General features: G+C 68.0%; 27 protein-coding genes. 14 read left to right on the top strand and 13 right to left on the bottom strand.

Annotated elements, in window-relative coordinates:
- Positions 1–8 precede the first annotated feature (8 nt).
- Entirely contained in the window at positions 9–1,181 is a 1,173-nt protein-coding gene (locus tag LX13_RS05720) for an acyl-CoA dehydrogenase family protein (RefSeq protein WP_253660309.1), read from the bottom strand.
- A gap of 205 nt (positions 1,182–1,386) precedes the next feature.
- On the opposite strand from LX13_RS05720, the gene LX13_RS05715 reads away from it, so the two are divergent.
- Positions 1,387–1,656 carry a lipopolysaccharide assembly protein LapA domain-containing protein gene (locus LX13_RS05715; RefSeq protein ID WP_253660308.1) on the top strand — a complete coding sequence of 90 codons (270 nt, stop codon included), beginning with the start codon at positions 1,387–1,389 and terminating at the stop codon, positions 1,654–1,656.
- A gap of 34 nt (positions 1,657–1,690) precedes the next feature.
- Positions 1,691–1,927 carry a hypothetical protein gene (locus LX13_RS05710; protein ID WP_253660307.1) on the top strand — a complete coding sequence of 79 codons (237 nt, stop codon included), beginning with the start codon at positions 1,691–1,693 and terminating at the stop codon, positions 1,925–1,927.
- Between the two features lie 7 nt (positions 1,928–1,934).
- On the opposite strand, the gene LX13_RS05705 is transcribed toward LX13_RS05710, so the two are convergent.
- On the bottom strand, positions 1,935–3,191 hold the full coding sequence (locus LX13_RS05705; protein WP_253660578.1) for an MFS transporter: 1,257 nt from the start codon (positions 3,189–3,191) through the stop codon (positions 1,935–1,937).
- A 96-nt stretch (positions 3,192–3,287) separates the two neighbouring features.
- Here LX13_RS05705 and LX13_RS05700 point away from each other — a divergent pair, with 96 nt between their 5' ends.
- Positions 3,288–3,872 (top strand): TetR/AcrR family transcriptional regulator, encoded by a 585-nt coding sequence (locus LX13_RS05700; protein ID WP_253660306.1) that lies wholly within the window; start codon positions 3,288–3,290, stop codon positions 3,870–3,872.
- A 13-nt stretch (positions 3,873–3,885) separates the two neighbouring features.
- On the opposite strand, the gene LX13_RS05695 is transcribed toward LX13_RS05700, so the two are convergent.
- Complete coding sequence (locus tag LX13_RS05695; protein WP_253660305.1) at positions 3,886–4,341, bottom strand: MarR family winged helix-turn-helix transcriptional regulator; 456 nt, start codon at positions 4,339–4,341, stop codon at positions 3,886–3,888.
- 105 nt (positions 4,342–4,446) lie between these two features.
- On the opposite strand from LX13_RS05695, the gene LX13_RS05690 reads away from it, so the two are divergent.
- Positions 4,447–5,061 carry an FAD-dependent monooxygenase gene (locus tag LX13_RS05690; protein WP_253660304.1) on the top strand — a complete coding sequence of 205 codons (615 nt, stop codon included), beginning with the start codon at positions 4,447–4,449 and terminating at the stop codon, positions 5,059–5,061.
- Complete coding sequence (locus LX13_RS05685; RefSeq protein ID WP_253660303.1) at positions 5,062–5,715, top strand: Rossmann-fold NAD(P)-binding domain-containing protein; 654 nt, start codon at positions 5,062–5,064, stop codon at positions 5,713–5,715.
- On the opposite strand, the gene LX13_RS05680 is transcribed toward LX13_RS05685, so the two are convergent.
- Positions 5,690–6,145, bottom strand: a complete 456-nt coding sequence (locus LX13_RS05680) for a carboxymuconolactone decarboxylase family protein (protein WP_253660302.1) — start codon at positions 6,143–6,145, stop codon at positions 5,690–5,692. The two genes, LX13_RS05685 and LX13_RS05680, sit on opposite strands and share 26 nt — an antisense overlap.
- A gap of 102 nt (positions 6,146–6,247) precedes the next feature.
- Here LX13_RS05680 and LX13_RS05675 point away from each other — a divergent pair, with 102 nt between their 5' ends.
- Positions 6,248–7,255 (top strand): pirin family protein, encoded by a 1,008-nt coding sequence (locus LX13_RS05675; RefSeq protein WP_253660301.1) that lies wholly within the window; start codon positions 6,248–6,250, stop codon positions 7,253–7,255.
- Positions 7,255–7,617 carry a GNAT family N-acetyltransferase gene (locus tag LX13_RS05670; RefSeq protein ID WP_253660300.1) on the top strand — a complete coding sequence of 121 codons (363 nt, stop codon included), beginning with the start codon at positions 7,255–7,257 and terminating at the stop codon, positions 7,615–7,617. Before LX13_RS05675 ends, LX13_RS05670 begins: the two co-directional genes overlap by 1 nt.
- On the opposite strand, the gene LX13_RS05665 is transcribed toward LX13_RS05670, so the two are convergent.
- The 5 genes from LX13_RS05665 to LX13_RS05645 form a co-directional block, all read right to left on the bottom strand.
- The gene (locus LX13_RS05665) at positions 7,597–8,988 is read right to left on the bottom strand and encodes an NtaA/DmoA family FMN-dependent monooxygenase (protein ID WP_253660299.1); all 1,392 of its coding nucleotides are present in this window, start codon (positions 8,986–8,988) and stop codon (positions 7,597–7,599) included. The two genes, LX13_RS05670 and LX13_RS05665, sit on opposite strands and share 21 nt — an antisense overlap.
- Positions 8,985–10,157, bottom strand: a complete 1,173-nt coding sequence (locus LX13_RS05660) for an LLM class flavin-dependent oxidoreductase (RefSeq protein WP_253660298.1) — start codon at positions 10,155–10,157, stop codon at positions 8,985–8,987. Before LX13_RS05660 ends, LX13_RS05665 begins: the two co-directional genes overlap by 4 nt.
- Before the next feature lie 79 nt (positions 10,158–10,236).
- Entirely contained in the window at positions 10,237–10,821 is a 585-nt protein-coding gene (locus LX13_RS05655) for a DJ-1/PfpI family protein (protein ID WP_253660297.1), read from the bottom strand.
- 90 nt (positions 10,822–10,911) lie between these two features.
- Positions 10,912–11,763: a type IV toxin-antitoxin system AbiEi family antitoxin domain-containing protein gene (locus LX13_RS05650; RefSeq protein WP_253660296.1), complete on the bottom strand. Its 852-nt coding sequence runs from the start codon at positions 11,761–11,763 to the stop codon at positions 10,912–10,914.
- 136 nt (positions 11,764–11,899) lie between these two features.
- A complete protein-coding gene (locus LX13_RS05645) occupies positions 11,900–12,787 on the bottom strand; it encodes a TIGR03621 family F420-dependent LLM class oxidoreductase (RefSeq protein ID WP_253660295.1) in 888 nt (295 codons plus the stop codon).
- Positions 12,788–13,029: 242 nt separating this feature from the next.
- On the opposite strand from LX13_RS05645, the gene groL reads away from it, so the two are divergent.
- Both groL and LX13_RS05635 read left to right on the top strand, forming a co-directional pair.
- The gene (gene groL / locus LX13_RS05640) at positions 13,030–14,655 is read left to right on the top strand and encodes a chaperonin GroEL (RefSeq protein ID WP_253660294.1); all 1,626 of its coding nucleotides are present in this window, start codon (positions 13,030–13,032) and stop codon (positions 14,653–14,655) included.
- Between the two features lie 124 nt (positions 14,656–14,779).
- On the top strand, positions 14,780–16,360 hold the full coding sequence (locus tag LX13_RS05635) for an alpha/beta fold hydrolase (RefSeq protein WP_253660293.1): 1,581 nt from the start codon (positions 14,780–14,782) through the stop codon (positions 16,358–16,360).
- Here LX13_RS05635 and LX13_RS05630 read toward each other — a convergent pair.
- Positions 16,329–16,667 carry a hypothetical protein gene (locus LX13_RS05630; RefSeq protein ID WP_253660292.1) on the bottom strand — a complete coding sequence of 113 codons (339 nt, stop codon included), beginning with the start codon at positions 16,665–16,667 and terminating at the stop codon, positions 16,329–16,331. The two genes, LX13_RS05635 and LX13_RS05630, sit on opposite strands and share 32 nt — an antisense overlap.
- 216 nt (positions 16,668–16,883) lie before the next feature.
- Between LX13_RS05630 and LX13_RS05625 the strand changes: the two genes are divergently transcribed.
- The 4 genes from LX13_RS05625 (at position 16,884) to LX13_RS05615 (ending at position 20,160) form a co-directional block, all read left to right on the top strand.
- Positions 16,884–17,546, top strand: a complete 663-nt coding sequence (locus tag LX13_RS05625; protein WP_253660291.1) for a DsbA family oxidoreductase — start codon at positions 16,884–16,886, stop codon at positions 17,544–17,546.
- Positions 17,543–17,674, top strand: coding sequence for a hypothetical protein (locus LX13_RS23170; RefSeq protein WP_301300516.1), 132 nt, complete (start codon positions 17,543–17,545; stop codon positions 17,672–17,674). The genes LX13_RS05625 and LX13_RS23170 overlap by 4 nt, the downstream gene beginning before the upstream one ends.
- Before the next feature lie 77 nt (positions 17,675–17,751).
- On the top strand, positions 17,752–19,566 hold the full coding sequence (locus LX13_RS05620; protein ID WP_253660290.1) for a DUF8508 domain-containing protein: 1,815 nt from the start codon (positions 17,752–17,754) through the stop codon (positions 19,564–19,566).
- A 24-nt stretch (positions 19,567–19,590) separates the two neighbouring features.
- Positions 19,591–20,160, top strand: coding sequence for an isochorismatase family protein (locus LX13_RS05615; protein WP_253660289.1), 570 nt, complete (start codon positions 19,591–19,593; stop codon positions 20,158–20,160).
- Here LX13_RS05615 and LX13_RS05610 read toward each other — a convergent pair.
- Positions 20,153–20,917 (bottom strand): trans-aconitate 2-methyltransferase, encoded by a 765-nt coding sequence (locus LX13_RS05610; RefSeq protein WP_253660288.1) that lies wholly within the window; start codon positions 20,915–20,917, stop codon positions 20,153–20,155. The genes LX13_RS05615 and LX13_RS05610 overlap by 8 nt on opposite strands.
- A 162-nt stretch (positions 20,918–21,079) precedes the next feature.
- Here LX13_RS05610 and LX13_RS05605 point away from each other — a divergent pair, with 162 nt between their 5' ends.
- The gene (locus LX13_RS05605; RefSeq protein ID WP_253660287.1) at positions 21,080–21,802 is read left to right on the top strand and encodes a hypothetical protein; all 723 of its coding nucleotides are present in this window, start codon (positions 21,080–21,082) and stop codon (positions 21,800–21,802) included.
- A gap of 19 nt (positions 21,803–21,821) precedes the next feature.
- Here the strand turns inward: LX13_RS05605 and LX13_RS05600 are convergent, their stop codons facing one another.
- Positions 21,822–22,580 carry an acyl-[acyl-carrier-protein] thioesterase gene (locus tag LX13_RS05600; protein ID WP_253660286.1) on the bottom strand — a complete coding sequence of 253 codons (759 nt, stop codon included), beginning with the start codon at positions 22,578–22,580 and terminating at the stop codon, positions 21,822–21,824.
- Positions 22,581–22,591: 11 nt separating this feature from the next.
- A complete protein-coding gene (locus tag LX13_RS05595; RefSeq protein ID WP_253660285.1) occupies positions 22,592–23,341 on the bottom strand; it encodes an acyl-[acyl-carrier-protein] thioesterase in 750 nt (249 codons plus the stop codon).
- Positions 23,342–23,357 lie beyond the last annotated feature (16 nt).

Below are 23,357 nucleotides of genomic sequence, written 5' to 3'. Positions count from 1 at the left end.
GTCCGGCGCTACAGGCCGAGGATCCCCGAGGCGATGATGGTGCGCTGGACCTCCGACGACCCGCCGTAGATCGACACCTTGCGGGTGTTCAGATAGGTCGGCATCGCCAGGTGCGCCCATTCCGCGTCGTCGACCGCGGGGTCGAAGACGGTCAGCGAGTCGGTGCCCGCGAGGTCGGTCATCAGCTCGGTGACCTCCTGGGTGATCTCGCTGCCGCGCAGCTTTAGCACCGACGACACCGGGTTCGGCTTGCCGTCGCCGTCGGAGGCGACGACGCGCAACTGGGTGAGTTCCAGTGCGAGGAGGGCGTTCTCGAGTTCGACGAACCGTGCGCGCGTGAAGGGGTCGTCGAGCATGGAGCCGTTCGGTGTGGAGATCGACGCGGCGATCTCCTTGGCGCGGGCCAGTCGGATCTTGTTGTACGACACCCGTGCGATACCGCCGCGCTCGTTCGACAGCAGGAACTTGGCGTAGCTCCACCCGGCGTTCTCCTCGCCGACGAGGTTCTCCACCGGGACGCGCACGTCGGTGAACCACACCTCGTTGACCTCATAGCCACCGTCGATGAGCTGGATGGGGCGGCGTTCGATGCCCTCGGAGTTCATGTCGATGAGCAGGAAGCTGATGCCCGCCTGCTTCTTCGGTGCGTCGGGATTGGTGCGCACGAGGCAGAAGATCCAGTCGGCGTACTGCGCCAGCGTGGTCCAGGTCTTCTGGCCGTTGACGATGTAGTGGTCGCCGTCACGGACGGCCTTGGTCTTCAGCGACGCGAGGTCGGAACCGGCCTCGGGCTCGGAGAAGCCCTGGCACCACCAGATGTCGAGGTTCGCCGTCGCGGGCAGGAAGCGGTCCTTGATCTCCTGCGAACCGAACTGTGCGATCACCGGACCGACCATCGCGGCGTTGAACGCCAGCGGCTCGGGCACGGCGGCGAGGTTCATCTGGTCCTGCCAGATGTGGCGCTGCACCGGGGTCCAGTCCTTGCCGCCTGCGGCGACGGGCCAGTTCGGGGTCGCGATGCCTTCCTCGTTGAGGATGCGCATCGTGGTGACAATGTCGTCGGGGAAGTTCAGGTTCCCGGCGGCCGACCGTTCGCGGATCTCTTTGGGGATCTTGGTGGTGAAGAAGGTCCGCATCTCATCGCGGAACGCCGCTTCATCGGGGGTGAGGGCGAGGTGCATACCTCCTTATTACCCTCCGGTAGCGCCAACTCGGAAATGCGATGAGCGGGTTTTTCCGAAACCGGACGGGCCACGGGCTGCCGTTATCGATCCGTGATCTTTCGTGACCTGCTCGTGATAATTCAGCCGCTTGCGTCGAGACATTCTGCTGAAATCCTTCGATTGTTCTCACTTGCACACAAATCGATCAGGAAGCAGGCCCGCCATGAGCGCCACCCACACCGACACCGTCGCGACGCGCACCAAGTCCCGGACCGTCGGACCCGTCACCGCCATCACCCTGGTGATCGCAGTGGTGTTGATCGCGGCCGTGGTGATCTTCGTGCTGCAGAACACCGATCAAGTCAGCGTGGAGTTCCTGGCGTGGCAGCTGGACCTCGGTCTCGGCGTGGCCATGTTGATCGGCGCAGCCGTGGGCGCGGTCATCGCGTGGATCATCAGTGGCACGGTGCGCGCACGTCGCGCCCTGAAGTGACCCGCTCGTCCACGTCCGATCGAGGAGACCGCACATGATCCCGCTGCTCGCGCGCCGCTACATCTATCGATACCTGCTTCTGGCGTTCGTCCTGCCGATCGTGGCCCGGCTCAGCCTGACCGCAGGCATGCGGATCGAGCGCCGCAAGGGGCGTCGGACCGTCGTGTCCCGCGTGCTCACCGGACTCGGCCGGTTCTCCCGCAGGCGCGTCGAGAAGGCCGCGCACAAGGGAGCCATCGACGACAAGGCGGTCGCGCGGACCCGGAGCTGAGAACTGATCAGCGGATCGAGACCGGCTCCTGCGCCGGGCTCGCCGTCACGTCGACAGCGACCCCGACAGCAGGCGCGCGACGCAGGTTGACGATCGCTGCGATCGCAGCGGCGACGACGAGCACCAGGATGAATATCGCGTATCCCACTGCGGTGGAGCGCAATCCGAACATCGTGACGGCCAGACCCGCGACGACGGCGGGGACGCTGAACGCCGTGTAGCAGACCGCGAACACCGCGGCGAAGACGCGACCCCGATCGGCCGGTGCGGTGACCTCGGTGATCGACGACATCATCCCGATCAGGGTTATGCCCCAACCGATTCCGGCGACCACCGACCCGGCGACATAGGCGGGTGCGGACGACGCAAGCGTGGCGAACATGGAGATCAACACCCCTGCTCCCAGGCCGGTGAAGCCCAGGGTGAACCGGACTGTGGTCGACGAGGTCTGCGCCAGCGCTGCCGCGACCGCCGCGCATCCGAAGAAGGCGAACAGGATCGCACCGCTGATGGCGTGGTTGCTCACCCCGAGGATCGATGCGGTGATCGACGACCCCAACGAGAGGTAGAGACCGCCGAGGGCCCAACTCGCCATCAGTGCGGGCAGTGCCGTCAGGAACGTGAGCCGGGCGTAGCCGGGTACGGAGATGTTCGGCGAGATGATCTGCAGGACGTGGCGTCTCGAGGTGAAGCCGTGTCGCGGCGATGTCTCCGGGAGGAAGGCGAGCGTCACCAGCAAGATGCCCAGCAGTGCGATGAGGACCACATAGACGATCACGCGGGGCAGTGGGACGTACTGGACGAGGGCGCCGGCCAGCACGGCTCCCGCGGCCAATCCGGCGGGCGGGCTGGCGCTGCTCAACAGCGCGCCGAGACGCGGGCTCGGGGCGAGATCGACCATGGCGGCGCTGATCGTTCCCACCAGCGCGCCGGTGGCCAACCCCTGCACAACGCGCGCCACGATGAGCAGCGCCACACCGTCGGCCTCGAGGAAGATCACCATGCTGACGATCAGCAGGACGACGGCGGCGAACAGCACCGGGCGTCGACCCACGTGATCGGACAGCGAGCCGACGGTCAGCAGCGTGCCCACCAAGGCGACGACGTAGACCGCGAAGATGATCGTCAGCGTGAACGAGGAGAAGCCCCAGAGCTGCTGGTACACGGGGTAGAGCGGGGACGGCGCCGCCGACGCCAGCAGTGCGGTCGTCGACATCAGTGCGACCACCCAGAAGGCGATCGGATGCGGAATACGTCGCTGCATGTCAGTCACTCCTCGATTAAAGCAATGATCTTTGCTTTTTGAGAAGATAGCACCGAGTGGTGTCTTAAAGCCAGCGTGTTTGCAATAATGGCAGACATGACCACATCGCGCACCTCATCCCGACGCCCCGGTGGTCGGAGTGCCCGAGTGCAGGCCGCCGTCTACGCCGCGGTCGGTGAGCTGGTGAGCGAGGGTTTCCGCGACACCATGACCGTGCCGCAGGTGGCCGAGCGCGCCGGGGTCAACCCGACGAGTGTGTACCGGCGATGGGGTGCGGTGTCGTCGTTGCTCGAGGAGGTGGCGGTCGCGGCACTCACCGGCGATGAGCCCATGCCCGACACCGGCAGCATCCGCGGCGATCTCGAGACCTGGTCGGGGATCATCGTCGCCGACATCACCCGCCCGGAACGCATCGTCTACCTGCGAGCCATGGTCGGCGCCCGCGAGGGCACTCCGGGTAAGTGTCCGTGCTGGGAGATCCGTGACGAGCAGGCCGCGGCGATGATCGCCCGTGCCGCCGCGCGCGGTGAGGCCGTGCCGACGGTGGCGCAGGTGCTCAACCATGTGGTCGCTCCGCTCTATCACCACGTCGTGTTCGGGCTCCCGGCCGACGAGGCCTACGCGCACTCCATGGTGGCCGACGTGCTCGCGATGGTGCCCGCACGCGTGTTCGCCGACTGACGCGGCCGTCGACTCAGTCGGTCCCGCTGTCCCGGGTCACCTCGGTGATGCGGGACAGGAAGCGCAGCACCACATCTCGCTCGTCGTCGGCCAGTTCTCGACACACCTCGTCGAGGCGGCCGATGGTGGGACCCCAGGCCTCCGCGGCGGTTCGGCGCGCGGTCGGCGTATCGGTCACCACCACCCGGCGTCGGTCGACGGTGTCGCGGACGCGTTCGACGTGACCGGCTCGTTCGAGACGGTCGACCATCACGGTCGCCGATGCCGACCTGATCCCGAGGTGGGTGGCCAGATCGGCCACGCCCATCGGCCCCTCCTGGGTGAGCTGCGCGATGGCCGACATGTCGTTGGGGTTCATCCCCATCCGGTGGGCCATGCGTCCGACCAGTTCCCGTGATGCGCCGACCATGTCGCGCACCGCGATCGTGGCCGGGTCGAGATCGCCGTAGAAGTCGTCGTCGTTCGGCATGGGCGTCATCCCATCACGCCGGGAGTCGCTAGTCAATCTAGTGTTTTGGTGATCTAACAGCTAGATTGTCTACATACTTTACCGACGTCAGACCAGGAGAAGCAGATGACGCGAGCACGATCAGAGGACGACACCCGACCGACGGTGCTGGTGACCGGGGGCAGTGTCGGAGGCCCGGCCCAGGCGTGGGCCCTGCACCGGGCGGGTTTCGCGGTCACATTGATGGAACGGGCGCCGCGGATGCGTGAGGCCGGGCAGAACATCGACATCCGCGACGCCGGCCACGCCGTCCTCGACGCGATGGGAGTACGGGCGGAGGTGAAGGCGGCGTCGACCGGCGAGGTCGGGATCCGCTACTACGACCACCACGGCGCCCCGTACGCGGAGTTGCCGATGATCGAGGGGGCGGACGGTCCGACTGCCGAACTCGAGATCCTGCGGGGATCGTTGTCGGAGATCCTCCTGCGCCTCACCGAGGGTGAGGTCGAGCATCGCTACGGCAACCACGTCACGGCGCTCGATCAGACGTCCGACGGGGTCGAGGTCCAACTCGCCGACGGGTCTCGGGAACGCTATGACCTGCTCGTCGTGGCGGAGGGCCGCAACTCGACCACGCGCGATCTGGTGTTCGGTGACGAGGTCGGCACGATCAGCCGCGGTCTGTACATCGCCTACGGCACCATCGAGCGGACCGCGGCCGACGACGACTGGTGGCGATAGATGACCGCGCGGGACAGCCGCATGGCCGGCCTCCGCCCGGACAACAGGGGCACCATGCGCGCCAACCTCGGTTTCCTCGCACCCGACCTCGGCCTGGACCGACTCGGTCACGCCGCGCAGATGAAGGTCCTGCGGACCCGATTCGCCGGTGTCGGGTGGGAGACCGACCGCATCCTCGACGGCTTCGAGGCCGCACCCGAGGAGTTCTACATGGAGCGCACCGACAAGGTCGTGCTGCCGACGTACTCGCGCGGACGGGTGATCGTCGTCGGCGACGCGGCGTGGGCGGGTGGCCCGACCGGCATGGGGACCACCCTGGCTCTGGTCGGTGCGTACGTCCTCGCCGGCGAGCTCGACGCGGCCCGCGACGGCAAGACGATCGATAATCGTCGCGCCTTCGCCGCCTACGAACGGATCATCCGGCCCTACGCCGAGACCGTGCAGACCCCACCGCTGGGCAACTCCCGCACGGTCATGCCACGGACGACGTGGGGTCTGCGGGTGCTTCGCACCGTGCACCGGGTGATCGCGAAACCGGCTGTGCGCGCACGAGTCGAGCACCGGCTGCTCTCCCGCGCGGGCAAGGACTTCGTGCTGCCGAGCTACCCGATCTACGCCGACGCCCCGGTCACTGCCGGACGGGATGTCGGCTGAGGATCGACACGCGGTTGAACGCGTTGATCGTGATGGCGACCCAGATGACCGCCGAGATCTGATCGTCGGTGAGCGTCTCGCGGGCCCGCTCGTAGTCGACCTCCTGCAGATCGTGCGACGGCAGGTCGGTGCAGATCTCGGCGAGACGTAGCGCGGCGCGCTCGGTGGCGTCGAACAACTCGGTGTCGCGCCAGGCGGGCAGCGTCGCGATGCGCTGAACGGTCTCGCCCGCGGCGATCGCGCGTCGGGAGTGCAGCTCGAGGCAGAACGCGCACCCGTTGATCTGGGAGACGCGCAGATTGATCAGCTCGACGAGGATGCGGGGCAGGTCGGCGTCGTGCGCGACGTCGGCGACCGCGGTCGCGACACCGCCCAGCGCGCGATAGGCGGAGGGGGACTGCTTGTCGATGTAGATGTGCGAACCGGTCACGGTCGTCCCTCTCGCTGGGCGCGTCGGGAATACTCGCGCCGGCGTATTGTTCTGGCACACATCACGATAGACGACGCTAGACCGGCGAAGGCGGCCCGACAGATGAGCAATCTCGAGCAACACCCGGTGGAGCAGGAGTGCGTCGGTTCGCCGACCACGGGCGTGGAGGTGCTCTCCGCGCGGGAGGTGCCGCTGGGCGGACCTCGGGCGATGCTGGTCCGTCGGACGCTGCCGCAACGGCAACGGTCGCTGATCGGGGCCTGGTGCTTCGTGGACCACTACGGTCCCGAGGACGTCACGCGCAGCGCGGGCATGGACGTCGCGCCCCATCCACACACCGGTCTGCAGACGGTGAGCTGGCTGTTCAGCGGCGAGGTCGAGCACCGCGACAGCGCCGGGGTGCACGCGATGGTGCGGCCGGGCGAGCTGAACCTGATGTCCGCGGGCGCGGGCATCAGCCACTCCGAGGTGTCCACCCCGGAGACGACTGTCCTGCACGGCGCCCAGCTCTGGGTTGCGCTGCCGGACTCGGCGCGGCACTCCGAGCGCGGGTTCCAACACCACGCCCCCGACCCCGTCGCCGTCGACGGCGCGGTGCTGCGGGTGTTCCTCGGCGAGCTCGCCGGCGAGACGTCGCCCGTCACCACGTTCACCCCGCTGCTGGGGGCAGAGATCGTCATCGACCCGCACACGACCATCGTGCTCGACGTCTCTTCGGACTTCGAGCACGGTGTGCTCAGCGATCAGGGTGAGCTCCGGGTCTCCGACACCGACCTGCCCAACGGCGATCTCGCCTACGTCGGTCTCGGTGCGTCACAGGTGACGATCTCGAACACGGGGTCGGAGCCCGCGCGGTGTCTGCTGCTCGGTGGTGAGCCGTTCACCGAGGAGATCATCATGTGGTGGAACTTCGTCGGGCGCACCCACGAGGAGATCGCCGCGTATCGCGAGCAGTGGGAGTCCCACGCCGAGAGGTTCGGGTCGGTGCAGGGATACGTCGGTCCGCACGACCGGATCCCGGCGCCCACCCTGCCGAACACCGTTCTGCGGCCCCGTTCCAACCCCGCGCCGAGCGCCCAGACCCCGACCGATCACCGACAGGACAGCTGATGACCACCGACAAGACCGGCGCCGAGACCACCGTCACCGACAACCCGGAACTCCAGCGATTCGAGATCGCACTCGACCCCGAGGGCACGGTCGGGTTCGCGTTGTACCGCGACCGAGACGACACCCAGGCCGGCGCTCAACGGATCTTCTTCCACACCGAGGTCGACGAGGCCTACGGCGGCCGCGGACTCGGCACGATCCTGGTGCGCGGTTCGATCGACGCCACCCGCGCCGCGGGACGTCGCATCGTGCCGGTGTGCCCGTTGTTCGCCGCCTACGTGGGCAAGCACGACGATGTCACCGACATCGTCGATCAGCCGGACGTGCATGTCATGCGGTACCTACGCGAGCACACCGGCTGAGCGGTTCTCCGCCGATGTCGACGACGGGTACGCGAGACCGAGGTTGTCGCGCAACGTCGTTCCCTCGTACTCCGTGCGATAGACCCCGGCCTCCTGCAGCAGCGGGACCACCTCGTCGGCGAACCGGTCGAGCCCGCCGGGCGTGACGTGCGGGACGAGGATGAACCCGTCGGAGGCGTCGGCCTGGACGAACTCGTTGATCGTCTCGGCGACGGTGCGCGCCGAACCGATGAAGGATTGCCGTCCGGTCACCTCGATGATCAGCTCGCGCGTCGACAGGTTCTTCGACTCGGCGAGCGCACGCCACTCGTTGGCCACGTCGCGCGGGTCGCGGTGGATGCGGACGCTCGCCCGTCCCTTCGCGACGGTGTTCTCGCCGGGCAGCGGGTCGATCGTCGGGAGCGGCCCGTCGGGGTCGTGGTCGGAGAGGTCGCGGTTCCACATCTGCTCAAGGAACTTGATCGCGGTCTGACCGCTCACCTGCTGTAGACGCACCTCGTGCGCCAATTCCGCTGCGTCGGCGTCGGTGTCGCCGACGACGAAGGTCGCGGCGGGCAGGATCAGCAGCTCGTCGTGGCTGCGACCATAGGTGGCCAGACGACTCTTGACGTCGGAGTAGAACGCCTGCCCGTCGTCGAGCGTCGAGTGACGGGAGAAGATCGCGTCCGCGGTCGAGGCCGCGAACTCGCGCCCCTCCTCGGAGTCGCCGGCCTGGAAGATCACCGGACGACCCTGCGGACTGCGGGGCACCGAGAACTGCCCGGCGATGTCGAACTGCGAGTCCTGGTGGCGGAAGTCGCCGACGTCGGCCCGGCGCAGGAACTGGCCGGTCTCCTTGTCGGCGACGACGTCGTCGCTGTTCCACGAATCCCACAGCTCGGTCGCGACCTGCAGGAACTGCTTGGCCCTTACGTACCGGTCCTCTTTGGCGAGATAGCCTCCGCGCCGGAAGTTCTCGCCGGTGAACTCGTCCCAGGACGTGACCACGTTCCACGCCGCGCGGCCCTCGGTGAGGTGGTCCAGGCTGGCGAACTGTCGGGCCACCTCGTAGGGCTCGTTGAACGTCGAGTTGATCGTGCCGGTCAGCCCGAGGTGTTCGGTGACCGACGCGAGCGCGGCCAGGATGCCGAACGTGTCCGGGCGTCCGACGACGTCGAGGTCGTAGATCAGGCCGTTCTGCTCGCGGAGGCGCAGCCCCTCGGCGAGGAACAGGAAGTCGAACTTCGCGCGTTCGGCGGTGCGGGCGAAGTGTGCGAACGACTCGAACTCGATGTGGCTGCCTGCGGCCGGGTCGCTCCACACGGTGGTGTTGTTGACGCCGGGGAAGTGCGCGGCGAGATGGACCTGCTTACGGGGGGTGGGGGAGCTCATCGGGCACCTGCCTGGGCGTAGCGGTTGGCGGGACGGGTCAGACCGAGGCGCTCACGCAGCGTCGACTCGGCGTATTCGGTGCGGAACTGGTTGCGGCGCTGCAACTCCGGGACGAGTTCGCGGGTGATCGACTCGAGGTCGTCGGGGATCGCGCCCGGCCGCAGGCGTACCCCGGTCGCGCCGGTGTGCGGCCCGACCAGGTCGCTGATCCGGTCGGCGAGACCGGCAGCCGTACCGACGAAGATCTCGGCGTCGCTGGTGAACTCGGCCTCGGCCCGATCGTCGAGCCGCTCCTTGCGCGTGGCCGCCGCGGCGTCGGTGGCCCCGAGGAACACGGCGAGGTCGACGAAGACGTGCCCGACCTCGTCGTCGCGACCGGCGGCGGAACGGGCCGCACCGATCCGGCCGACGATGTCGCGGGTGTCGTCGGCGTCGCGGGGGGTGATGAACGTGAGGTCGGCGGCGGCACCGGCGAAGTGGTACACCGGATCGCGGTGTGCGAGCGCGGCGATGACCGGCTGCCCCTGCGGCGGGCGCGGCGTGATCGACGGTCCGCGCACCGAGAAGAAGCGACCCTCGAAGTCGATGTAGTGCAGTTTGTCCCGGTCGACGAAGCGGCCGGTGGCGACGTCCCGGATCTCGGCATCGTCCTCCCAGCTGTCCCAGAGGCGGCGCAGCACCTCGGCGTAGTCACCCGCCTCGGCGAGGAGGTCGTCGAGCGGGTGGTCGGCGATCTCGCGGCGGCCGATCAGGCGCGCCTCGTCGTCGCGGGCGGACACGCGCAGTCGGACGCCGGCCCGACCGGTCGACACGTAGTCGAGCGTGGCGATGGCCTTCGACAGGTGGAACGGCTCGGTGTGGGTGACGACCGCGGTCGGGATGATGCCGATCGAGCTCGTCGCCGGTGCGACGCGACTGGCGATCAGCGTCGCGTCGAGGTGTCCGGCGACGGTGTCGTTGCGTGGACGGTCGGGTGTCGTCCCGTGCCGCAGGGTCAGGGAGTCCTCGAGGGTCACCAGGTCGAGCAGCCCGTCCTGCGCCGTGCGCACCTGGTCGATCCAGTAACGGGGCGAGAGCAACTCGGTGGGGCGTGCGGATTCCTCGCGCCACGCGGCCGGATGCCATCCGGCGCCGTCGAGTGCGACGGCGAGGTGAATGGGAGCAGTCATGGTCGGCCCAACGACCGGGCAGCAGCGCGGGATTCCCGGATCGGCCGTGAAAATCAGGCTGAATGCAACCCTCGACGGGCTACTCGGTGCCCCACATCCATTCCATCTCCTCGACCACCGCGGCGTGCGTCTCGGATCCGGCCAGCTCGCGCACGACGTCGAGCGCCAGATCGACGCCCGCCGAGACCCCGGCCGAGGTGCGGATCGTGTCCGACGACCGCACGAACCGCGGCCCCCGCAGCACCGTCGCCGACGGTGCGATCTCCGCCAGCGTGTCGAACGCCGTGTGATGGGTGGTGACCTCGAGCCCGTCGAGCAGTCCCGCCGCCGCGGGCGGAAGTGCGCCCGTGCAGACGGTCAACAACAGCTCGGTTCGTGTGGCCCGGTCGCGGAGCCAGTCCAGAAGTCGGTCGTCGGCCAGCAACGCCCGCGATCCCTTCCCGCCCGGGATGATCAGGATGTCGGCGGGTGGGGCGTCGTCCAGGGAGTGGTCGGGGACGACCGTGAACCCGCCCCGGCCGACCGGGCGGTCCGAGACGCCGACCGACGCGACCGTGAACGCGCTGGGGGAGGTGAGTTCGCCCGCGACGTTGAAGACCTCGTACGGGCCCGCGTAGTCGAGGACCTCCATGTCGTCGAACGCCAGGATCTGGACGGTGCGCATGCGATGACGGTAATCGGTGCCTCGTCGATTTCTCGTGCGTGTGAGCGTCGGCATCGACGTGCGGGGCCTGCCGGTTCGCGGACGCATGATCTATCGACGATTGTGGTGGCGCCAAAGATGCCGGCGGCGTCGGACGAGGTCGATGACCGTGGTCTCGCACGAGGCCCAGTCGTGGACGACCTGCCGGTAGGTGAACCGCAGAGGCAGGTAGCCCAGGCGGATCAGTTCTCGGTCCCTGGTGCGATCGGATTCGTAACGCTCGACGCCGGTGTGGTGGGCCACGCTGTCGACCTCGATGACCAGACGGTCGCCGACCAGCAGGTCGACGTGGCCCACCGACGGCACATGATGCTGCGTCGTGACCGCGATGTTCTTCGACCGCAGCCGCAACCGGACCATCGTCTCCGTCCCCGACTGGGCCTTGCCGTCGCAACGGTCGAGTGAGGCGTGGATGTGCTGCGGAGCCGTGGCCAGCGAGGTGCGCAACTCGTCGATGGTGACGAGACCGGAGTTGAGCGCCGAATCGCAGACCACGACGAACCCTTCGTGGTCGAGGCACCGTGCCGCATGACGTATCGCTGTCGGCACGTCGTCGACCGCGGACCTGGCTCGGTCAACGTCTCCGAACGCCCGGCACGCCCGTGTCGAGGAGATGCGCGCTCCGCGGGCAGGCGGCCTCAGGTGCAGTCCGCGTGAATGCTCGGGAATCCACACCCCGTGGCGATGCAGCGCATCGAGGCAGGTCAGCACCCCTCCGGCTGTCACCGCTCGAACGGCCGTCGGGTCGGCGAACGGCGTCGCGTACCAACCGTGTCGCAGCCGGCGCAGGGTTCCGTGACGCAGCAACGTGCGGATCTCGGTCTCCCCGACACCGATCTCGTCCAGCTGTCGACGAGTCACGACCCCGGAGGCGCGGGCCACCAGCTGTTCGAGGGACGTCATCCCCGCAGTCTCGGTGCCCGTCGTCGGGGTGAGAAGACCTGTTGTCGCCGGCTGTGGACAACTGGTGTTATCGACAAATCGTGCCGTTCAGGGTCGCCGGGGCCCTAGGGGCGATACCGACCCGGAGGTGCACGATTCATCGACGCAGGATGTCGATGACCGCGGCGAATTCGTCGCGTGCGTTCTCGAGCACGGTGATGTTGCTGATCCCGATTCGCGCGCGGATGTCGAGAAGTTTGTCGGCGATCTCCGCCGCGGTACCCACCAGCACCGTAGGTAACGCGGCGAACTCCTCGACCGACAGCCCCGGTGCGTACTCGGCGTGGAGTTCCGCGGTGCGCTGCTCACGATCCTCGGTGACGACAACCTTCTGCACGAGCAGGTTCCATTCGATGTCGTCGGCCCGAGCGCCCGCGGCGTCTCGGGCGAACCGGACACGTTCCTCGAGGTCGGCAGCCGAGTTGAGCGACATCGTCCCGTCGCGGTCGGTGCTCGCCCCGGTGAACCCGACGATGTCGGCGCGCTCGGCGGCGAGTCGCAGCATCTTGTCGCCGTTGCCTGCGAGGAACAACGGCACGTGCGACTGGGTTGGCCGCGGCGCGTAGGAGTAGTCGTCGAGGTGGCCGTAGACGGTCTCGACGATGGTGCGCAGGTGAGCGACGCGCTTGCCCGCCGACTCGAACGGCAGCCCGGCCTTCTCGAACTCGGCCCGGACGTATCCGGTGCCGAGTCCCAGCTCGATCCGGCCGTCGGTGGTGAGGTCCGCGGTGGCGACATCGCGCGCCAGGATGGTCGGGTTGTAGAAGCCGGCGTTGAGCACGCAGGTGCCCAAGCGGATGTGGTCGGTGACGCCCGCGGCGGCCACCAGCGCGGGGAACGGGCTGGGGAAACCCAGGTGGTCTGGTACCAGGAGGATGTCGTAGCCGAGATCCTCGACCTGCCGGGCGCCGTCGAGCCAGGACTGTCGATCGGCGACGGTGATCAGGTTGACGCCGAACCGGAACGGGCGCTCTGCGGATGTCATCGGACAACCGTAGCCACGGTAATGACCTGGTTCCAGTGCGATTCGCGGCCTGCGGAGCAGGCCCCACCGACCTTGCACTCGACCCACCCGAGTGCTAAAAAGGCTGTTGGCACTCTCGAACCGTGAGTGCCAGGTCGGACCGGTGAGATCGGGTCTTCACTGACACCCCGGTCGTCCGTCGCGGGCACCGAATCCGGCCATGAATCTTTCAGTGTCACCCCCAATCGGAGGATCACTTCGCAATGGCCAAGATCATCGCGTTCGACGAAGAGGCCCGTCGCGGCCTCGAGCGGGGCCTGAACGCCCTCGCCGACGCAGTAAAGGTGACGTTGGGACCCAAGGGTCGCAACGTTGTTCTGGAGAAGAAGTGGGGCGCCCCCACGATCACCAACGACGGTGTTTCCATCGCCAAGGAGATCGAGCTGGAGGACCCCTACGAGAAGATCGGCGCCGAGCTGGTCAAAGAGGTCGCCAAGAAGACCGACGACGTCGCGGGCGACGGCACCACCACCGCCACCGTGCTCGCCCAGGCTCTCGTCCGTGAAGGCCTGCGCAACGTCGCGGCCGGCGCGAACCCGCTGGGCCTGAAGCGCGGCATCGAGAAGGCCGTCGCGGCCGTCACCGAGTCGCTGCTGGCCTCGGCCAAGGAGATCGACACCAAGGAGCAGATCGCTGCGACCGCCGGTATCTCCGCGGGCGACCCGTCCATCGGCGAGCTCATCGCCGAGGCGATGGACAAGGTCGGCAAGGAAGGCGTCATCACCGTCGAAGAGGCGCAGACCTTCGGTCTGTCCCTCGAGCTGACCGAGGGCATGCGCTTCGACAAGGGCTACATCTCGGGCTACTTCGTCACCGACGCCGATCGTCAGGAAGCGGTCCTCGAGGACCCGTACATCCTGCTGGTCTCGGGCAAGGTTTCGACCGTCAAGGACCTGCTGCCGCTGCTGGAGAAGGTCATCCAGGCCGGCAAGCCGCTGCTGATCATCGCCGAGGACATCGAGGGCGAAGCGCTCTCGACCCTGGTGGTCAACAAGATCCGTGGCACCTTCAAGTCGGTTGCCGTCAAGGCCCCCGGCTTCGGTGACCGCCGCAAGGCCATGCTCGCCGACATCGCCATCCTCACCGGTGGCGAGGTCATCAGCGAAGAGGTCGGACTCTCCCTGGAGAGCGCCGGCGTCGAGCTGCTCGGTACCGCTCGCAAGGTCGTCGTCACCAAGGACGAGACCACCATCGTCGAGGGCGCGGGAGATTCCGACGCCATCGCCGGTCGTGTCTCGCAGATCCGTGGCGAGATCGAGAACAGCGACTCCGATTACGACCGTGAGAAGCTGCAGGAGCGTTTGGCCAAGCTGGCCGGCGGCGTCGCGGTCATCAAGGCCGGCGCTGCGACCGAGGTCGAGCTCAAGGAGCGCAAGCACCGCATCGAAGATGCCGTGCGCAACGCCAAGGCCGCTGTCGAAGAGGGCATCGTCGCCGGTGGTGGCGTCGCTCTCCTGCAGTCGGAGTCGGCCATCGACGGCCTCACCTTCGAGGGTGACGAGGCCACCGGTGCCAACATCGTGCGCGTCGCGCTCGAGGCCCCGGCCAAGCAGATCGCCTTCAACGCGGGCCTCGAGCCCGGTGTTGTCGCCGACAAGATCCGCAACTCGCCGATCGGCACCGGCCTCAACGCCGCGACCGGCGTGTACGAGGACCTGCTCGCGCGTGGCATCAACGACCCGGTGAAGGTCACCCGCTCGGCGCTGCAGAACGCAGCCTCGATCGCGGCCCTGTTCCTCACCACCGAGGCCGTTGTCGCCGACAAGCCCGAAAAGGGCGGCGCACCGGCGATGCCGGGCGGCGACGAGATGGGCGGCATGGGCTTCTGATCTAGATCAGAACCCGCAGTCGCGCAACGCAGCTGACGACCGGAGGCCGGTCACCCCACACGGGGTGGCCGGCCTTCGGCGTTGCCACGCCGTCGGCGAATCGGACATCGGGTACGTTGTTCGCGTGACCAACAGTGGCCGGGGTGTCCGGCTGGGTGCTGCTTTCCTCGTCGCGGTGGCAACCGCGTCCCTGACCAGCGCATTGGCGGTATCGCCGGCGCAGGCCGCCCCGATCAACTGGGGCCCGTGTCCCAAGATCCACGGCGCCTCGCTCGCGACGCAGTGCACGGTCGTGCGGGTGCCCCGCGACTACGCGCGCGCCTCGGCCGGGACCATCGCGGTGACGGTGTCGAAACTGCCCGCGCGCGATCAGGCGAACAAGCGTGGCGTGCTGATCGGCAACCCCGGTGGTCCCGGCGGAGACGCCATCCCGATGTTCAGCCAGCTGCTGACCCCGGCGCCCCTTCGTGATCAGTGGGACCTGATCGCGGTCCAGCCGCGCGGTTTGCTCGACGCGAATCCCGTGGCGTGCGCCGATGTCTCGGGCACCAGCCCCGCCGCCATCTTCACCGCCGGAGCGGTCGCCCGCTCGGCGTGTAATGCCCGCACGCCGGGCGGTAGCGCGAACATCACCACCGCGAACACCGCGCGGGACATCGAGTCCGCGCGAGCGCAACTCGGCCTCGGTGCGAAGGTCGACCTGCTCGGGATCTCCTACGGCACAACGCTGATGTCGACGTACGCGACCCTCTTCCCGCAGCACGTCGACCGGTTGATCCTCGACTCCGCCGTCGACCCGAACCTGGAATGGAACACGCTGCTCTCCGCCCAGACCGAGGGTTACAAGGCGCGCGTACAAGCCCTGTTCGCCTGGATCGCACAGCACGACAACGTCTATCACCTCGGGAAGACGCCGTTGGCGGTATACCGCACGTGGAGCCGCAAGGTGACCGCGGAGGCCGGCGTGCCGCCGTCGTTGGCGCCGCCGCCGGCCCGGGTCGGCGACGCACCTCCGGGATTGCGAGGTGCGGCACAGTCATATCTGGCCGGGACCAACTCGAACGCGGCCACCCGCGTGTACTTCGACAACCTCGTGGCGAGCATCGCGACCGGCAGGTCCCAGAACGCCTCGACGCTGCTCTCGCTGACACGCGCCGCCGCACCATCCCGTGACAACTGGCCGATCATCGCCCAGCGCATCATCGCCGCTCCGAAGCCGTCGCCCAAGTACCCGCCGGACGTGCAGAAGCTGCTGGTGAACTCGCAGCAGATGCAGACGATCCTGCTGTGCAACGAGAACGCGGTCCCCGCCCGCCCGCAGGTGGCGCCCGCGTCCCTGCTCGACTCGTTCGTCATCGGCGACGTCTTCACCGGTCCGGGCTACTTCTACGAGTCGGGCCTGGCCTGCTCCGGGGCGGCGCCGGTGGCCCGCCCGGTGCGGATCGCCAACCGTGGCCTGGCGACACAGCCGTTGCAGCTGCAGAGCATCGGTGATCCGCAGACCCCGTATCGGGGCGGTCTGGTGCACCGGGATCGCATGCGGACGCACCTGATTTCCGTCGGTGGTGGCGACCACGCGCAGTTCGGTCGGGCGAACCCGGTCGTCGACGCCGCGATCGTCGATTACCTCCGCACCGGCCGCACCTCGGTGTCCAGCGCGCCGCAGGCCCCGGTCACGACGCCGCTGCTGCCGGCGAAGCGGTAGCGGTCGGCACCAGCCGAATCCCCATCCAGCGCTGGATTCCGACGATGACGCCACGCACGCTCACTCCGACCAGGAGCAGCACCGGCGTCGTCACGATGCTGACGCCGTAGAACAAAAAGCCGGACATCACCGCGATGACGGTCGCGCCGCCGATGACCGGCCAGGCAGTGGTCGGTGCCATGTAGACACCGATCCAGCCGAAGGTCAGGACCAGCCATGAGCTGGTGGCCCACAGGACGAGCAGGCCGATGAGAAGTGCCGCCGACGGGTCGACCGCGTTCATGTCCTTGTGAATCGCGATTCCCATACACACCAGGAGAGCGGTGACGACAACGGCGATTTGTGCCTTCACGAACCGACGGGTGACTCGGTGGCGGCGATCTTCGGTGAGCGGTCGACGAACATCATTGTTCATTCCCACATCGAAAGCCCGGGGGCACTCTCGAGAACAGGACCCCGGTCACATGTACGGCACATCACACGGCTGCGGAATCGACCGCGGCCATCCGGTGTTGTGCCCTCTATGAGCAACCCCATCTCCGTCGACGTGTGGTCCGACATCGCCTGCCCGTGGTGCTACGTCGGCAAGCGCCGCTTCGAGGCCGGTCTGGCCGCCTTCGACGGTCGCGACGACGTCACGCTGACCTATCACAGCTTCGAGCTCGCCCCCGACACCCCGGTGGACTTCGACGGTTCCGAGGTCGACTTCCTGGCCCAGCACAAGGGGATTCCCGTCGACAAGGTCGAGCAGATGCTCACCCAGATGACCGGGCTGGCGGCGGATGAGGGACTCGACTTCGACTACGAAGCGCTGGCGCACACCAACACGCGCAAGGCCCACGAGGTGTTGCACTTCGCCAAGCAGCGGGGTCTGCAGCTCGAGTTGGCCGAGCGGTTGTTCGCCGCGTACTTCACCCAGGGACGCCACCTCGGTCGTGACGAGGAGTTGGCGGATCTCGCCGCAGAAGTCGGACTCGACCGCGACGAGGTGCTGGCCGCACTCGCGGGCGGCGAGTTCGTCGACGCGGTCGACACCGACATCGATCAGGCCCGGGCCTACGGCATCAGCGGCGTCCCGTTCTACGTCATCGACGGTCGCTACGGGGTGTCCGGCGCGCAGCAGCCCGAGGTCTTCCGCTCCGCGCTCGAGCAGGCCCGCACCGACGGACAGGTGGCGGCACAGTGAGCGCCGAACCCGTTGTGACACCGGCGTTCACGATGATCGGCTCGGACGCCGCGGCAGCCTGCGAGGGCGACGCGTGTGCCGTGGCGATCCCGCCGGCCACCGACACCGTCGTGGAGTCGTCCGACTAGCCCACTCCGTTCCCCGCGCGTTCATCTCCCGGGAACTGCGCCCGGCTAACGTTCCGTCGGTGAAGAACTGTGCGTCCATGACGCTCCTGTCGGCTACCGCCGTCCTCGCCGCGTCGATCGTCGCGGCCCCGGCCCAGGCGCTGCCGACGCAGGCCCCGCCCGGAGTGGCCATCGCTGCGGTCCAGGGCCCCGGGTTTGTCTCCCCGCTGGCCGGCCAGACGGTCTCGGGCGTACCGGGGATCGTCACGACGGTGAAGACCACGTCGCCACGCGGGTTCTGGATGCAGTCCGCGGTGCCCGACCGCGACCCGTCGACCTCCGACGGCATCTTCGTGTTCACCGGATCGACGTCGCCCACTGTCGCACCGGGCGACGCGGTCACGGTGGCCGCGACCGTCACCGAGTACCGATCCATCGGATCCGGCGAGACCGATACCACGACGCCTGACCTGAGCGTCACCGAGCTCACGAAACCCGTTGTCACGGTGACGTCGTCCGGCAACCCGCTGCCCGCGCCGGTGACCATCACCCCCTTCTCGGTCCCATCGCGGTTTTCGCCGCCGGTGTCGGGGAACATCGAGCAGATCAGGCGCGCGACACCGGCGCGCTCGGCGCAGGAGTTCCTCGAGGCGCACGAGGGAGAACGGGTGTCGGTACCGTCCCCGCGCATCATCGCGCCGAGCAACTCCTTCGGCGACGTGTACATCACCTCGAAGCCGAACTCGGACCGGTCTGTCCACGGTGGGGCCCTGCTGTCGAGCTACAACCTGCCCACCGGCCGCATCAAGGTCACCGCGCTCGACGGCAGCAAGCCCGTGATGAACACCGGCGACCGCTTCGCCGGCCCGGTCGTCGGACCGCTCGACTGGTCGAACTTCGGCGGCTACGTCATCGACGCACCGACACTGCCCGCGGTGGTCTCGAGCGGGCTGACGCCGACCGTCGCGGCGAAGGCGTCCGATGCCGAGATGTCGGTGGCCACCTACAACGTCGAGAACCTCGCCCCCGGCGATTCCGCAGCCAAGTACGCGGCGCTCGCACGGGGGATCGTGACCAACCTCGCGAGCCCGGATGTGGTGACCGTCGAAGAGGTGCAGGACAATTCGGGTGCGACCGACGACGGCACGGTCGCCGCCGACGCGACCGTCGCACGACTGACCGCCGCCATCTCGGCCGCCGGTGGCCCGCGCTACGACCACCGGGGCATCGACCCGGTCAACGACACCGACGGCGGACAACCCGGCGGCAACATCCGAACCGTGTTCCTGTTCAACCCCTCCCGGGTGTCGTTCGTCGATCGCGGTGCCCCGTCCTCTTCGGCCGCGACCGTCGCCCAGCGCGGACCCGCCGGTCGGGTGCAGCTGTCGGTGTCGCCGGGACGGATCGCGCCCGCCGACCCCGCGTGGAAGGACAGTCGCAAGCCACTGGCGGGTGAGTTCACCTTCCGGGGACGGACCGTCGTCGTCGTGGGCAACCATTTCAACTCGAAGGGCGGCGACCAGTCGGCCGACGGACGCTTCCAGCCGCCGACCCGGTCGTCGGAAACCCAACGCGCGGCGCAGGCGTCGGTCGAGAACGCGTGGGTCCGGTCGCTGCAGGCCATCGACCCGCGGGCCGCGATCGTCATCGCCGGCGACCTGAACGACTACCAGTTCAGCCCGGCGGTCCGCACCCTGACCGGCAGCGGGTCCGGCCTCACCGATCTCATCGCGACGCTGCCCCGCGGGCAGCAGTACACCTACGTCTACTCCGGGGTGTCGCAGGTCCTCGACCACATCCTCGTCAGCCGCAGCCTGCGCACCGGTGCGCGCTACGAGGTCATCCACCTCAACGCCGAGTTCGCCGGGCAGACCTCCGATCACGACCCGCAGGTGGTCCGCGTCCGGCCGTAGGCTCCAGGCACTAAAATCGTCACCATGCCCACAGCGCTGTTGATCGTCGACGTGCAGAACGACTTCACCGAGGGTGGCGCGCTCGGCGTCGCCGGGGGAGCGTCGGTGGCGCGTCGGGTCACCGAGTACCTGGCGTCGGACGCCGAATACGACGTCGTCGTCGCGTCGCGGGACTGGCATGACGCCGACAACGACAACGGCGGGCATTTCGCCACCGACGGTCCGCCGGACTTCAGCACCACCTGGCCCGTGCACTGCGTGGCCGGAACGGCCGGTGCCGAGTACCACCCGGACCTGGTGGCCGAGGCCGTGGACATCCACGTCCGCAAAGGACAGGGCGTGCCTGCCTATTCGATGTTCGAGGGTACGACCGACGACGGAGCGCAATTGTCGGACGTGTTGCGCGAACTGGGCGTCACCGACGTCGACGTCGTCGGTATCGCCACCGACCACTGCGTGCGAGCGTCCGCTCTCGACGCACTCGGCGCCGGGTTCTCGGTGCGGGTGCTCACCGATCTCGTCGCCGGCGTCGCTCCCGAATCGTCCACCGCGGCCCTGGCGGAGATGAGCGAGGCGGGCGCAACGGTCATCTGACCTGTGCGACCACGAACACGCGTCGGAACGGGAAGTAGGTGGTCCCGTCCGTGCGCATCGGGTATGCCGCGGTCAGTTCGGGCGCGAGGTCGGCGCGGAACGCCGCCCAGTCGTCCTCGGACAGCACGCTGCGGACCGGTGTGAGCGCCGTGCCGGTGACCCACTCCAACACGGGGTCGGGACCGGACAGTTCCTGCACGTAGGTGGTCTCCCACGCGTCGACGCGACACCCCGCCTCGGACAGCAGTGAGGCGTATCCGGTGGGGTCCTCGACGGTGTCGCCGCCACGGAAATCGATGCCGGACAATGCGTCACGCCATCGATCGGACCGCGCCACCGCGCGGATGACGCGGTGTGACGGTGCCTCGAAGTTGCCGGGCACCTGGAAGGCCAACCAGGCGCCGGAGACGAGTTCGGTGGGCCACCGACGCAGCAGGTCTCGATGTTCCGGCACCCACTGCAGCGTCGCGTTGGAGATGACGATGTCGGTGTCGGCCGAGGGGGTCCAGTCGCGCACGTCCTGCAGTCGGGCGTCGAGTCCGCGTGCACGCGCGGCGTCGACCATCTCCGGTGAGTTGTCGGTCGCCTCGATGGCGGCGTCCGGCCAGCGGCGGGACAGCTCGGCGGTGAGATTGCCGGGCCCGCAACCGAGGTCGACGATCCGGCGTGGGTCGGCGAGATCGACGCGGGCGAGCAGTTCGCCGTAGGGCCGTCCGCGGTGATCGGCGAAGGTCAGGTACTCGGCGGGGTTCCACATGGTCGGTCCTCCTCAACAGTACGGGCGTACTGCTAAAAACAGTACGCGCATACTGTTAGCGGTCGCAAGGGTCACGCTTTCGCAACATGGGTAACCCTTTCGCGGGATGTGTCGATAGCCAGGGTGGTACCAACAAGTACCAATCCGGCGACAGGAGCGATGATGCGACGACAGGACACGATGGTGCGGCTGGTGGGAGTGCTCTCGTGTGCGAGCGCGGTGCTGGCCATGGCGGCATGTGCGGCCGACGAACCGACGTCGTCGTCGACCGCCTCCACGGTGACCGTCTCGCAGTCGGACTCACCGCAGTCGGACTCACCGGCGTCGGACCCGACCGCGGCGAGCACGGGACCCGCGTCCGATGCGGATGCGGTGTCGACGGGCGTCGCCGAGGAGCCCACTCCGGCCACGGGTGGGGCGCCCGTCATGCGGTTCCCGAGGGACGCCAACGTGAACGCGGCCGACTTCTTCGGCCCCGGCGCCGGGATCAACGCCTACTTCTTCCAGTCTCCGTCGGGGAATGTGCGCTGTGGCATCGACTTCGACAATCCTCAGGTCCCCAGTGGTTGTCAGGCACTGTCGTCGGTACGTAGCTCCACCGGGGTGACCTGCCTCAACCGTGGCAACAGCGTCTACTCCACCCAGCTGATCAGCGGTGCTGCGGTGAGCAAGTGCGTGAACCAGCCGATCTTCGTCGGCGGATCCGGGAACCCGGGCCAGGGCACCGTCGGGGGACGGGTGCTGCAGTACGGGCAGATCATCTCCGTCGGCGGCACGACATGCGAGTCGTCGACCACCGGGATCTCGTGTTGGGCGAACTCGGTCGGTTTCACGCTCTCCCGGGACCGCAACGACACCTACGACCCGGGCTACGGGCAGCGGTGAGACGGTGTGAGTTCCGCGGTCAGCTCGGCAGTGCGGTGATCGACGCGTGGGTGCGGGCCTCGCCGTCGACGGTCATCCACACGAGGATCCCACCGTCGGTGGGGGCGGTGGCGATGCGGACGTCCTCGCCGTAGGTGATCGGCTTGTTGTACTCGATGACGAGGCGGTACGGGTTGTCGATCACGTCGGCGACCTGCGGGAACACCTCGCGCATCGCCTGCAGGTAGACGGCGTTGTTGACGTGGTCGAGTCGGTCGGTGTCGCCGAGGCGCAGCGGGAACGGCTGCTCGGTCTGCGCGTCCACCGGATCGTTCAGCCAGGCCTTCCACCGCAGACGTCGCTCGTCGGTGGTGGTCGCGAGCAGATCGAAGAACTTGTCCTCGAGGCGCGAGGGCGCACCGGTCTCCATGTTCATGTTGATCCAGAAACCCTCGGTCTCGATGAGGCCGCCCTCGCGTCCGTCGACACCGTCACTGGTCATCCGGACGCGCATGTTGCACCACCGCGGCGAGATGCCCGCGCACCAGCGCGAGAGTCGGACGGTGTCGGGCCATTCGATCGGCCGGATCACGTCGATGACGGTGCGTCGGACGATCCAGAACTTGTGCGTCTCGAATGCGCCGCAGTCCACCAGGTGCTGTGCGCCGCACTCCTGGAGGTAGCGGGCCATCCCGTCGACGCTGAGCTTCTCGTACCGGTCGATGTCGCCGCTCGACAGCGGCCACGAGGTCCGGAAGACGTAGCCCTCGTCGGGGAGGTCGGCGAGCGTGCCGGTCACGGTGGTCGCCATCAGTGCGGCAACGCGGTGATCGACATGTGGGTCCGGGCGCGCCCGTCGACCGAGAGGTACACCAGCACACCGTCGTCGATCGGTGTGGTCGTCAGGTGGACCTCCTCGCCGTACATGATCGGCTTGTTGTACTCGATGACGAGACGATGCTTGCCTGCCACGACGTCGGGGACCTCGGGGAAGACCTCGCGCAGGGCCTGCCAGTAGATGGCGTTGGTGACGTGGCCGAACCGGTCGGTGTCGCTGTGGCGGATCTGGAAGGTCCGCGGCGATTCCTGCGCCATCGGGGTCGTCAACCACGGGGACCACTTGAGGCGTCGGTCGTCGGTGGTGCTGCCCAGCATCTCCAGGAACTTGCCCTCGATGTGGCCGGGCCCCCGAGTCTCCATGTTCATGTGGATCCAGAACGCCTCGGTCTCGATTCGACCGCCGTGATCGCCGACGATCTTGACGCGCATGTTGCACCACCGCGACGACAGTGCAGCGCACCAGCGTGACAGGGTGAGCGTGTTCGGCCAGCTGACCGGCTCGATCATGTCGATGACGGTGCGTCGGACGATCCAGAAGGGGTCGGTCTCCATCGCGCCGGCGTCGATGAGGTGGTACGCCCCCACCTCCTGCAGGTAACGGGCGACACCGTCGACACTCAGTTGTTCGAACTGATCCATGTCGCTGGTGGCCGCCGGCCATGAGGTGTGGAAGACGTAACCCTCGGTGGGCATGTCGACGAGCGTGTCGCTCAGGGGCATTGATCACTCCCGGTAG

The organism is Williamsia maris, assembly GCF_024171815.1.
In the GTDB taxonomy this organism is placed as follows: domain Bacteria; phylum Actinomycetota; class Actinomycetes; order Mycobacteriales; family Mycobacteriaceae; genus Williamsia_A; species Williamsia_A maris.
Note: the sequence above shows the minus strand (reverse complement) of the source record. Positions and strands in the feature narration are given on the sequence as shown.